General features: G+C 38.2%; 13 protein-coding genes and 1 pseudogene. 12 read left to right on the top strand and 2 right to left on the bottom strand.

Translation table 11 applies throughout. The features are described from left to right. Positions 1-342: 342 nt before the first annotated feature. Together ACIQ7T_RS07745 and ACIQ7T_RS07740 are read left to right on the top strand one after the other, a co-directional pair. Positions 343-465 carry a hypothetical protein gene (locus ACIQ7T_RS07745; RefSeq protein ID WP_269799745.1) on the top strand — a complete coding sequence of 41 codons (123 nt, stop codon included), beginning with the start codon at positions 343-345 and terminating at the stop codon, positions 463-465. A 146-nt stretch (positions 466-611) separates the two neighbouring features. Then, positions 612-848, top strand: coding sequence for a hypothetical protein (locus ACIQ7T_RS07740; RefSeq protein WP_402869527.1), 237 nt, complete (start codon positions 612-614; stop codon positions 846-848). A 90-nt stretch (positions 849-938) separates the two neighbouring features. Here the strand turns inward: ACIQ7T_RS07740 and ACIQ7T_RS07735 are convergent, their stop codons facing one another. Further along, complete coding sequence (locus ACIQ7T_RS07735) at positions 939-1148, bottom strand: transcription initiation factor TFIIIB (protein ID WP_387083525.1); 210 nt, start codon at positions 1146-1148, stop codon at positions 939-941. A gap of 302 nt (positions 1149-1450) precedes the next feature. On the opposite strand from ACIQ7T_RS07735, the gene ACIQ7T_RS07730 reads away from it, so the two are divergent. The 6 genes from ACIQ7T_RS07730 (at position 1451) to eno (ending at position 9077) form a co-directional block, all read left to right on the top strand. Next, positions 1451-2479 carry a sugar-binding transcriptional regulator gene (locus ACIQ7T_RS07730; protein ID WP_370081823.1) on the top strand — a complete coding sequence of 343 codons (1029 nt, stop codon included), beginning with the start codon at positions 1451-1453 and terminating at the stop codon, positions 2477-2479. A 128-nt stretch (positions 2480-2607) separates the two neighbouring features. Continuing rightward, positions 2608-3624: a type I glyceraldehyde-3-phosphate dehydrogenase gene (gap, locus tag ACIQ7T_RS07725; RefSeq protein ID WP_370081821.1), complete on the top strand. Its 1017-nt coding sequence runs from the start codon at positions 2608-2610 to the stop codon at positions 3622-3624. A gap of 640 nt (positions 3625-4264) precedes the next feature. Then, a complete protein-coding gene (locus ACIQ7T_RS07720) occupies positions 4265-5449 on the top strand; it encodes a phosphoglycerate kinase (RefSeq protein ID WP_402869524.1) in 1185 nt (394 codons plus the stop codon). Positions 5450-5486: 37 nt separating this feature from the next. Continuing rightward, a complete protein-coding gene (gene tpiA / locus ACIQ7T_RS07715) occupies positions 5487-6248 on the top strand; it encodes a triose-phosphate isomerase (protein WP_370081817.1) in 762 nt (253 codons plus the stop codon). After that, a complete protein-coding gene (gene gpmI, locus ACIQ7T_RS07710; protein ID WP_402869522.1) occupies positions 6241-7782 on the top strand; it encodes a 2,3-bisphosphoglycerate-independent phosphoglycerate mutase in 1542 nt (513 codons plus the stop codon). Before tpiA ends, gpmI begins: the two co-directional genes overlap by 8 nt. A 2-nt stretch (positions 7783-7784) precedes the next feature. After that, a complete protein-coding gene (eno, locus tag ACIQ7T_RS07705) occupies positions 7785-9077 on the top strand; it encodes a phosphopyruvate hydratase (protein ID WP_370081814.1) in 1293 nt (430 codons plus the stop codon). Positions 9078-9320: 243 nt separating this feature from the next. Here eno and ACIQ7T_RS07700 read toward each other — a convergent pair whose 3' ends face one another. After that, on the bottom strand, positions 9321-9941 hold the full coding sequence (locus ACIQ7T_RS07700; protein ID WP_370081812.1) for a hypothetical protein: 621 nt from the start codon (positions 9939-9941) through the stop codon (positions 9321-9323). Positions 9942-10208: 267 nt separating this feature from the next. On the opposite strand from ACIQ7T_RS07700, the gene ACIQ7T_RS07695 reads away from it, so the two are divergent. From ACIQ7T_RS07695 to ACIQ7T_RS07680, 4 genes and pseudogenes are all read left to right on the top strand, one after another. After that, positions 10209-10721 (top strand): GNAT family N-acetyltransferase, encoded by a 513-nt coding sequence (locus ACIQ7T_RS07695; protein WP_370081810.1) that lies wholly within the window; start codon positions 10209-10211, stop codon positions 10719-10721. 169 nt (positions 10722-10890) lie between these two features. Beyond that, complete coding sequence (locus tag ACIQ7T_RS07690; protein ID WP_370081808.1) at positions 10891-11307, top strand: GNAT family N-acetyltransferase; 417 nt, start codon at positions 10891-10893, stop codon at positions 11305-11307. A gap of 79 nt (positions 11308-11386) precedes the next feature. After that, positions 11387-11479, top strand: a pseudogene (locus tag ACIQ7T_RS07685) (DinB family protein); the annotation flags it as partial. Positions 11480-11600: 121 nt separating this feature from the next. Beyond that, entirely contained in the window at positions 11601-11858 is a 258-nt protein-coding gene (locus tag ACIQ7T_RS07680; RefSeq protein WP_402869539.1) for a hypothetical protein, read from the top strand. Positions 11859-11936 lie beyond the last annotated feature (78 nt).

Here is an 11936-nt window from a genome sequence, read left to right as displayed (position 1 = left end):
ATTTATCTGTGCGAAAGCAAAAGCAACAACAACAACAACAACAACAACAACAACAACAACAACAACAACAACAACAACAAAAGACTGAGTGACCAGCATCGACAAAATTGATAGTTACTTTACCCGAATTTTTAGCGGTAATAACCACAATTCACAAATTGTTCAATGAAAGCGTTTAGAATTTGAACAGTTTGTGAAGACCTTCACATTCGGCTTTATTTTTAAAAAAATAAGAGTAGAATAGGAATCAGTAAGAGGTTGTTATAAAACAGTTTATCAATTGCATCACATTTTTAGTGATTGTTATATTACAAAAACGTATAGTTGAAGGGAGAATTCACCATGTGGGTTATTACAGTATTTGAGAAAAAGGACGTTCGTATTTTTGAATACACAAATAAAAGTGAAGCAACAAAAGCTTTATGCGGATTTAAGAAAAACGCAATTTTATCTTACACAAAATAAGCTAACAAAAAACTCGTAGCCATGTCTAATTGGCTACGAGTTTTTCATTAATACTAGAAACAACACGATATTTATATTTATCAGACTCATCAGCATAACCTGTGGTTGATTTCCGTTCCGGCTGGGCGCTTTCCTGGGGGCGTCCGATGAGCCGCTTCACTCGCGTTGCTCGCTCCAGGGTCTCGGGCCAACACGATGTTGGTCACGAAGGCGTTATCACAGGAGGTGATGGTTTTAGCCTTCGTTCCTCTATTGCTGATCCCCAAGGAGTCGCCCAGCCTCCACTCCAATCACCTAATCCTTTCTTTTTGCAATTGTCTTTTGCAAAAAAAGCTAATTTAAACTTTAGCGTATTCACAATTAGGCCACTATACATAAAATAAATAGTCCTTTATGTGTCTACATACAATGAACGCTAATTCCAGAGTGTTTTAATAAAAAAATTCCTTTTAGGTTTTATTTACAATATTTCCTCAAAAAATTGTACCCTTAAATTTCTCCGGTTTTTTTACATAGCTTTCGATTATAAATCCACATTCTGTGCAAATAATGAATTCTACAGCTGAACCTATACTCATCTTATTTTCAGGATGGATAACTCCATATCCATTTTGCTTACCTTTCCCCAATTCCTTCCCTCCGCATTTTGGACATTCTAATGCTTTCGAAATAGAATTCTTCAATTAGAAACCCTCCCTTATATATGTGAGCCAACTATTTTTCTGATATATCCTATTGTCTATTAATACGAATCAATTGTAAAATGGTTCCATTTTATTCAACGTTTTCATAATTGAATAATAGAGAGCTTCATGTCACGTCTAATAATTCTTCTCTTACTAAACGGCTTTATTGTAAATTAAACAAGTTTTTTGTTACTTTACATTATTTATAAAGCGTATTATAATGAAATTGTAAGTGGGACATAATTTTAAATGGTGGGATGGAAAATAACCCACCGCTATTAAAAAGGGAGTAGATTAATATGTTATCTGTACCTGAGGCACAGCAAAGGCTACTTCCAGAAATGTATCCGCTTCTACAATCGAGATATCGTATTTTGCAAACAGTTCAGCTTATGCAGCCAATTGGGCGTCGGACACTTGCTGATTCACTTAAAATGACTGAACGAGAAATTCGTAAAGAAACGGATATTTTGCGTGAGCAAGGGTTATTAGATTCTCAAAAGTCGGGCATGGTATGTACAGACGAAGGTGAAGTAGTTATAGATAAGCTACGAGCACTAGTCTATGAATGGTCTGGTCTTACACAGCTAGCTAAATCATTGAAAAACCATTTCGGCTTCCAGCATGTAATTGTTGTTCCAGGTGATTACAATGAAGACGATACGATATTAACATTGCTTGGAAAAGAGGCAGCACAGCAATTTATGTCAACAACCTTTGATGATCAAATAGTAGCTGTTACTGGTGGCAAGTCGGTTGCATCACTCGCGCAATTTTTACAGCCAGCTGACGCAAACAACATCACATTTGTTGCTGCTCGTGGAGGTATTGGGCATGAAATGCAAATGCAAGCCAATACACTTGTCTCAACATTTGCCATGCAGATGGATGCACAGTATCGCACATTATTTTTACCGGAGCATTTAAGTGAGCAGGCCTATCAAGCAATGTTAACAGAGCCAATGGTAACTGAAATGATGAATTATTATGATCATGCAGATTGTGTTATTCATGGTATTGGCTCGGCAGAAGAAATGGCTGTTCGTCGTAATTCATCGCCGGAGGATTTACGGATACTCGAAGAAATGGGTGCAGTTAGTGAAGCATTTGGTTATTATTTCAATGCAGAAGGCGAAATTGTACATCGAATTCGAACAATCGGTATTCAGTTTGAGCAAGTGCAAAGAAGTAAGCAAGTCATTGCAGTCGCTGCTGGTAAACAAAAAGTGAAGGCGATGCTATCGTACTTTAAGGTAGCACCAAAGCAAACCATTTTTATAACGGATGAGGTAGCGGCAAAAGCTATCGCTGAAAGTTTATCTTCTTAATAAATTAACTTGGAACTCATATTTCAGCGGGTGCTACAACACTCTCTGAATGAGAATAAAGCCAATTGCGGATATTATAAATGTCCGAGGCAAAATTAATTATTTAAACAATATTGGAGGAATTGACAATGGCATTAAAATTAGCGATTAATGGATTTGGACGTATTGGACGATTAGTATTTCGTGAAGCTATGAAGCACGATGAATTCGAAGTGGTGGCAGTAAATGACCTAACAGATGCAGGTCAACTTGCACACTTATTAACTTATGATTCAGTACATGGTATCTACGATGCTGATGTTTATGCAGACGGCGATTCTTTCGTAGTAAATGGAAAAAACATTAAAGTTTATGCTGAGAAAGATCCTGCTAATTTACCTTGGGGCGAACTAGGTGTTGATGTAGTACTTGAATGTACAGGTAGATTCCGCTCAATGGAAGAAGTAGGTAAACATATTCAAGCAGGTGCTAAAAAAGCTATTCTTTCAGCCCCAGCGAAAGGCGAAATGCCAACGTTTGTTATGGGTGTTAACCATGAGGATTACAACCCTGAAACAGACGATGTTATTTCAAACGCTTCTTGTACAACGAACTGTCTAGCGCCAGTTGCAAAAATACTTGATGAAAAATTTGGCATTGAGCGTGGTATGATGACAACAATTCACTCATATACAAACGATCAACGTATCCTTGACTTCCCGCACTCTGACCCACGTCGCGCACGTGCTGGTGCAGTGTCAATGATTCCAACAACAACAGGTGCAGCAGTTGCAGTTTCAAAAGTATTACCTCACTTAAAAGGTAAACTAGATGGCTTCTCTATGCGTGTACCGACACCAAACGTTTCATGTGTTGACTTAGTAGTGGAGCTAAAAGCAGAAGTAACAAAAGAAGCCATTAATGCGGCGTTAAAAGAAGCTTCAGAAAACGAACTTAAAGGCATTTTAGGTTACAATGAATTACCATTAGTTTCAATTGACTACAATGGTAACCATAACTCTTCGACTGTAGATGGTCTTTCTACAATGGTATTAGAAAATAGTATGGTAAAAGTTCTAGCATGGTATGATAACGAAATTGGTTACTCTACTCGTTTAATGGACTTAGCTTTATATATCGCAGATAAAGGATTAAACACTAAATAAGTGTCATAATTCGATAACTTAAGTAAAAAGTGTGACATAATACTGCTTTTTGCGCACAAAAAGTATAGCCTTTATAATATCTAGAAGATATAATATACAAGGGTAATGGGAGTAAGGGAAATTTACCCTTACTCCTTTTTATCTTCATTCAGCAAATGTCTTTTGTAACGTAAGTGAAACGTCAGTTACAGAATACACCCACCTCAGAAGGTGGTGATGAATGGAGATGTGCTTCCTTTTTAGTAGGTGTCCAAACACTTACTGAATGAAGATAAAGCCTCCGGCGGATGTCACGGATTTTGAAAGGAATGAATTGTGCGGGCACAATTCAAAATCCGGACGCAATTACGCCAAGGCGAAATTGATACGAAATATAAGGCGGTCATGTGACTGGTTATGTAATCGCAAGACATAGAACGTGACTTTTGCTACTATATAAGCAAGTAAAAGGGTACTTCACCATAACGTGGGTTGATTTCCGTTCTGAGCGCTTTATTTGAAAAGGCGTATTAAACAGAATTAATCCTATGTGATGATGGATCAACTATTTTTATCTAATACAGTTAAGTGAATGATGTGAGGAGCCAAGATGGGTGAATCCAGGTAATTCATGACTAAGAACTTTGAAGGGGGTTTCTTCATGTTAAATAAGAAGACGATGAAAGATATTGATGTAAAAGGTAAGCGTGTATTTGTACGTGTTGATTTTAATGTACCGATGGCAGATGGTGCGATTACTGACGAAACACGTATTCGAGCAGCAATTCCTACAATTGAATATTTAGTGGAACAAGGTGCCAAAGTAATTTTAGCTTCTCACTTAGGACGTCCAAAGGGTGAAGTAAAAGAGGATATGCGCCTAACTGCAGTCGGTGTACGTTTAGCTGAATTAATGGGTAAACCTGTTACGAAATTAGATGAGTCAATTGGTCAAGAGGTAGAAGAAGCGGTTGCAAATATGCAAAATGGTGACATTATTCTTCTTGAAAATGTTCGCTTCCACGCTGGCGAAGAGAAAAATGATCCAGCATTAGCAGAGCAATTTGCAAAATTAGCGGACGTTTATGTCAATGATGCGTTCGGTGCAGCTCACCGTGCACACGCGTCAACTGAAGGAATTGCCAAGTATGTACCAGCAGTATCTGGTTTCCTTATGCAAAAGGAATTAGATGTGCTAGGTAAAGCATTATCTAACCCAGAGCGTCCATTTACAGCAATTATTGGTGGTGCCAAAGTTAAAGACAAAATTGGTGTGATTGAAAGCTTATTAGAAAAAGTAGACCACCTAATTATCGGTGGCGGTTTATCATTCACATTCATTAAAGCGCAAGGCTATGATATCGGTAAATCTTTATTAGAAGAAGATAAAATCGATTTAGCAAAATCCTTTATTGAAAAAGCAAAGGCAAAAGGCGTGCAATTACATATGCCAATCGATGCCGTAGTCGCAAGCGAATTTTCAAAAGATGCTGAAACACAAATTGTCGATGTAGACGCTATTCCAGCTGACTGGATGGGCTTAGATATCGGTCCAAAAACAGCTGCTAACTATGCAGAAGTTATTAAAAATTCTAAATTAATCATTTGGAATGGACCAATGGGTGTCTTTGAAATGGATAAATTCGCGAATGGTACAAAAACTGTAGCTGACGCTATGGCAATAACAACTGGTTATACAGTTATTGGTGGCGGGGATTCTGCAGCGGCAGTAGAAAAATTTGAAGTTGCCGATAAAATGGACCATATTTCTACAGGTGGCGGTGCCTCACTTGAATTAATGGAAGGGAAAGAGCTTCCTGGAATTGTGGCATTAAACGATAAGTAAAACTGTTTAAAATAAAAAAACATAGGAGGCAATAACGATGCGTAAACCAATTATTGCAGGTAACTGGAAAATGTATAAATCATTTGAAGAGGCTATCCAATTTGTCGATGCGGTACAGGACAAACTTCCTTCAAATGATAAAGTAGACGCTGTTGTTTGTGCACCAGCACTTTACCTACCTACGCTTGTGCAAGTTGCTAGTGAATCTGAGCTAGCAATTGGTGCTCAAACGATGCACTATGAAAACGAAGGTGCATTCACTGGGGAAATTAGTCCAGCTCAGCTAGCAAGCGTGGAAGTAGACTATGTTATTTTAGGACACTCTGAACGACGTGAATATTATAACGAAACAGATGAAGCCATCAATAAAAAGGTTGCTGCAGCATTGGCGCATAATATCGTACCAATTATTTGCTGTGGAGAAACGCTTGAGGAACGTGAAGCGGGGACTACTGAGCAAAAGGTTGCTCATCAAATTACAGCAGCACTTGCAGGATTTGGAGCACAAGAAGTAGAGCATATGGTGATCGCTTATGAACCTATTTGGGCAATCGGTACAGGTAAAACAGCTACAGCAGAAGATGCTAACCAAGTATGTGGAGCAATTCGTGCAGTAGTGAAGGAATTATATAATGCTGAAACGGCCAATGCTGTACGTATTCAATACGGCGGTAGCGTAAAACCTGAAAACATTCAGGAATTATTATCAAAAGAACATATCGATGGCGCTTTAGTTGGTGGAGCAAGTTTACAACCAGAATCATATTTAAAATTATTGGAGGCGGCAGCTAATGCCTAAAAAGCCAGTAGCATTAATTATTCTAGATGGCTTTGCATTTCGCGACGAAACGTTCGGAAATGCAGTAGCCCAAGCTAACAAACCTAACTTCGATCGTTTTTGGAATGAGTTCTCGCATTCAACATTAACTGCAGCTGGTGAAGCAGTGGGGTTACCTGAAGGTCAAATGGGGAACTCTGAAGTTGGACACCTAAATATAGGTGCTGGACGTATTGTCTACCAAAGCTTAACACGCTTAAACAAATCTATTCGTGAAGGAGATTTCTTTACGAATAAAGCATTTTTGGATGCAATAGCACATGCTAAAGCTCATCAATCTAAGCTTCATATTATGGGCTTACTTTCAGACGGTGGCGTACATAGCCATTATGAGCATATGTTTGCACTATTAAAGCTTGCTAAACAACAAGGCTTAGACAAAGTCTTTGTACATGGTTTCTTAGATGGTCGTGATGTTGGACCATCAACAGCTCTAGGCTATATTGAAGAAACTGAAAAACAAATGAAGGACATTGGCGTAGGTCAATTTGCTTCTATTCATGGTCGTTATTATGCAATGGATCGTGATAAACGTTGGGATCGTGTAGCCCTTACGTACAATGTACTAGTAGATGGTGTTGGTCAAACAGCTGACAGCGCGGCAAGTGGCGTAGCGGCATCATATGAGCATGATGTAACAGATGAGTTTGTTATTCCATTTAGCGTTCAAGAGCATGGAGAAGCAGTGGCAACAATTGACGATAATGACGCTGTTATTTTCTTCAACTTCCGCCCTGACCGTGCAATTCAGCTGTCGAAAGTGTTTACAAATAATGAATTTGATGGCTTTGCATTATCAGATAAGCAACCAAAGAATTTAAAATTTGTATCATTCACACACTACAGTGATGAAGTGCATGCGCAAGTTGCGTATGAAAACGACAACTTAAAAAATACGATTGGTGAAGTGTTAGCTTCTAATGGCAAAACACAGCTTCGTATTGCAGAAACAGAAAAGTATCCCCATGTTACATTCTTTATGAGTGGTGGCCGTGAGGAGAAATTTGAAGGGGAAGAGCGTATTTTAATTGCATCTCCAAAAGTTGCAACATACGATTTAAAACCTGAAATGAGTGCTTACGAGGTAACAGAAGCATTGCTTGCAGAGATTGCGGCCGATAAATTTGATGGCATTATTCTTAATTTCGCTAACCCTGATATGGTTGGGCATAGCGGAATGTTAGAGCCAACAATCAAGGCCATTGAAACAGTCGATGAATGTCTTGGTAAAGTAGTAGATGCACTCCTTGCAAAAGGTGGCGCAGCTATTATTACAGCTGACCATGGTAACTCTGATGAAGTTCTTACTTTAGAAGGGGCTCCAATGACAGCTCATACAACAAATCCTGTTCCAGTAATTGTGACAAAACCAAATTTAATGTTAAGAAATGGTGGCATTTTAGCCGATTTGGCGCCAACCATGTTAGAATTATTAGAGGTGTCACAACCTTCTGAAATGACAGGTCAATCATTAATTGAAAAAGAGGAGAATTAATTATGCCATTTATTACACAAATTTATGCGCGCGAAGTTTTAGACTCACGTGGGAATCCAACGGTAGAAGTTGAAGTATTTACAGAATCAGGCGCTTTTGGACGCTCAATCGTACCATCAGGTGCATCTACAGGTGAATATGAGGCAGTAGAATTACGCGACGGTGACAAATCTCGTTACCTAGGCAAAGGTGTATTAAAAGCAGTTGAAAATGTAAACACAATTATTGCTCAAGAGCTAGAAGGTAACTACTCAGTTCTTGATCAAGTAGTCATCGACAAAGCTTTAATCGAGCTAGATGGCACAGAAAACAAAGGTAAACTAGGTGCCAACGCCATTCTAGGTGTATCAATGGCAGTTGCACATGCTGCGGCAGATTATTTAGATGTACCTCTTTATCAATATCTTGGTGGATTTAACGCAAAACAACTACCAGTACCAATGATGAACATCATAAATGGTGGCGCTCACGCTGACAACAACGTAGACATTCAAGAATTCATGGTAATGCCTGTAGGAGCAGAATCATTCCGCCATGCATTACGTATGGGCGCTGAAATCTTCCACAACTTAAAAGCAGTGCTTAAAGCGAAAGGCTATAACACAGCTGTAGGTGACGAAGGTGGTTTCGCACCAAACCTTGGTTCTAACGAAGAAGCCATTACTGTAATTTTAGAAGCAATCGAAAAAGCTGGCTATAAACCAGGTGAAGAAGTAAAACTTGCAATGGACGTTGCGTCATCTGAATTATTCAATAAAGAAGATGGCAAATATCACTTAGACGGTGAAGGTGTTGTCAAAACTTCTGAAGAAATGGTTGACTGGTACGAGGAATTAACTGCTAAATACCCAATCATCTCAATTGAAGATGGCTTAGACGAAAACGACTGGGCAGGACACAAATTATTAACAGATCGTATCGGCGCTCGCGTACAATTAGTAGGCGACGATCTATTCGTAACAAATACGAAAAAATTAGCGGCTGGTATTGAGCAAGGTGTTGGTAATGCAATCCTTATCAAAGTAAACCAAATCGGTACGTTAACAGAAACATTCGAAGCAATCGAAATGGCAAAACGCGCTGGTTACACAGCAGTTATCTCACATCGTTCTGGTGAATCTGAGGATGCAACAATTGCTGATATCGCAGTTGCAACTAACGCTGGTCAAATTAAAACAGGTGCTCCATCTCGTACAGACCGCGTAGCTAAATACAACCAACTTCTTCGCATCGAAGATCAACTTGGTGCAACAGCTGAGTACCTTGGTTTAAATTCATTCTATAACTTAAAATAAGCTATTACTTAGTAGCTTTACTGGTATCGCCTCAAAAGTATTTATATACTTTTGAGGCGATTTTTTGTTGTTGGTTGGGGTAGATTTTGGCAAAGTGATCGGGTAGCGTGAGAAGCTGCTCGGGTAGTGTGAAAAAGTGATCGGGTTCCAAAGAGAAGTGATCAGGTCCCGAGAGAACCGCTCAGGCAGGATAAAATTCAAACTATGATTAAAACTGCACCTTAGATGCTCTTGAAATTAGCTTTAATTAGATTCATTATGAATTTTTAATTTTAATAAATATACAAGACGGACATCATCTATCATTTTCTTTACTTCATTCTCGTCCTGCAAGTCATATGTTTGTAAAGAGTTTCCTTTTGATTCTCTGTATACAGCCAATACATAAGTTTCATTTAATTTTAATTTTACGGTTTCATCTCCAAGTGCAGAGTACCATCCACTAACAATACCTTCAGTGGATTGAATTTTGTCGATTTTTTGAGGGAATGATTTAACACTTGGTGCATAAAGAAAAGCAAATGATTCAGCATCATCATTCTTTATTATTCCAAACCCAATATTACCTTTCTCTACTTTGTTTGGACTTTGCCCATAAGATAGTGTCATTAGTGAATCAGATTCCAATTGCCCATCCTTGTAACTTTCAACCCAAAGATCAACCCAACTTTTATCAGCATTATTTAATTTGAAATTATAGTCAAATAGTATACCTAAATTTAAATCTTTGAAAGTACTCACATATTTAGAATCAGTATTAGTTGAAATAGTCGCTGATTCTGTATCATTTTGATTAGCACAGCCTGAAAGAAATGACAAAAATAATATTGATAGGATACTAAAAATTAAATATTTATTTCTCAAAAAAACAACCTCACCTTTTATAAATTTGCTGCCTTTAATAAAAAAGGCAAATTGCTCTATAGATTATTATTCGACAAAAATTGGTAAAGTCCTTGAAATGCTTTTACTGGAATGGATGTGTTTATTTCATTTATATACGATAAACCAGAGAAAATGGATCTACTCTTCTGAAAGGCAATGCAAGTGCAATGTTTAGTCCGTTATTATATATTTAATTCAAAACATAAATTACATATAGGGGAAAACAATACTGAAAGGAGAATTACGATGAAAATTTTTGAAACTGAACGACTTACCCTTCGCTTACAAACAACAGATGATGCGGATTTTATCCTTGAGTTAATGAATGATCCTTCATGGTTGCAGTTCATCGGTGATCGCGGATTGAGAACAGTAGAGGATGCATGTGAATATATAGAAAACGGACCAATTCGCATGTATGAGCAATTTGGATTTTGTCTTTATTTAGTTGAAAGAAAAGAAGATCAAACCCCCCTTGGAATTTGTGGTTTAGTTAAAAGAGAGTCGCTAGAAGATGTGGATATTGGCTTCGCTTTTCTACCTAAGTATTGGGGAAAAGGATACGCCTATGAAGCAGCCTCAGCAACATTGGCATATGGTATAGATATACTAGGGTTAAATCGTATTGTAGCTATCACAACTCAAGATAATGACGCTTCAGCCAAGCTACTTGAAAAAGTAGGTTTGAAGTTTGAGAGATTAATCCAGTTTTCCGATGATGCTGATGAACTTAGACTTTTTTCATTTGACTCCTTTTAGCAAATGTCTTTTGTAGCGACAGCAACAACACACGACTTAGTGACCAACATCGTGCTGTCGCTTCGCTTTCACACAAAAAACATTTGTTTGCCAAAAGCCTCAGGACGCAATTATGCCGAGGCTTAATTGATTAGTCACTTAAAATTATTATGAAAGCAAAGGTGAGCATGTGAATATTAGAGAAGCGAATGAATTAGATTACCCAGAATTAAGAATAATCTATCTGGAATCGCGGCGTAAAAATTTCCATTGGGCTGCTTTAGAAGAATTGACTTTAGACGATTTTGATAAAGATACTATAGGAGAGCATATAATTGTAGCGGAAGAGGACCATCATATACTTGGATTTGCTTCATTATACTTGCCAGATAACTTCATTCATAATTTATTTATTCATCCAGATTTCTTAGGTAAAGGTGTAGGGGGTCACTTACTAAATGCCTCCATTAAAAAAATGAATAAACCGTTAAGATTAAAATGTGTATCCGAAAATCATAAAGCGTTGAAATTTTATGAGAAGAATGGTTGGAAGAAGGTAAATGAAGAAGGGGATAAGGAAAAATATTGGGTTATGATATATGAATAACGGATTAAGAAGGTCTTGAAATAGCCTTAAACAAGAAGGGCTTCGAGTTCATTTGTAACGAAGAAGGGGGGGCAGTAGCATGAATTTTAATATGAAGGAAGCTATTGAAATTCTGGAGCGTACACCGCAAACGTTGGAGTATTTTTTGATTGGATTATCAGATGGATGGCTGTTGCTGCCGCTTCGCTTTCGCACAGATAAACATTTGTTGCTGCCGCTGCGCTTTCGCACAGATAAACATTTGTTGCTGCCGCTTCGCTTTCGCACAGAGCAAAGCTTCCTGGGGGCGTCCAATGAGCCGCTTGGGGCAACAGATGTTTTTTGCGCGAAAGCGTAGTTCTAACGAAGCGTCAGCAAAAGGGTTTCATTCTGTGCGAAAGCGTAGTGCAACGAAGCGACAGCAACAGCACGATGTTGGTCACGAAGGCGTTATCACAGGAGGTGATGGTTTTAGCCTTCGTTCCGCTATTGCTAATCCCCAAGGAGTCGCCCAGTCTCCACTCCAATCAACTTTTCTACATGATATGCGTTTAATAAAATATCATCTCTAACTTTCTATGGTGAAGCAAGTTAAAATGAATTCATGTAAGAATAACCTTTCCTTAATTGTTTTTAAGGAAGGGTTATTT

Origin of the sequence: Lysinibacillus sp. NPDC096212, from assembly GCF_044763105.1 — a bacterium.
Lineage (GTDB): Bacteria > Bacillota > Bacilli > Bacillales_A > Planococcaceae > Lysinibacillus.
The sequence above is the reverse complement of the archived record's forward strand: the minus strand, read 5'-3'. Positions and strand labels throughout refer to the sequence as shown.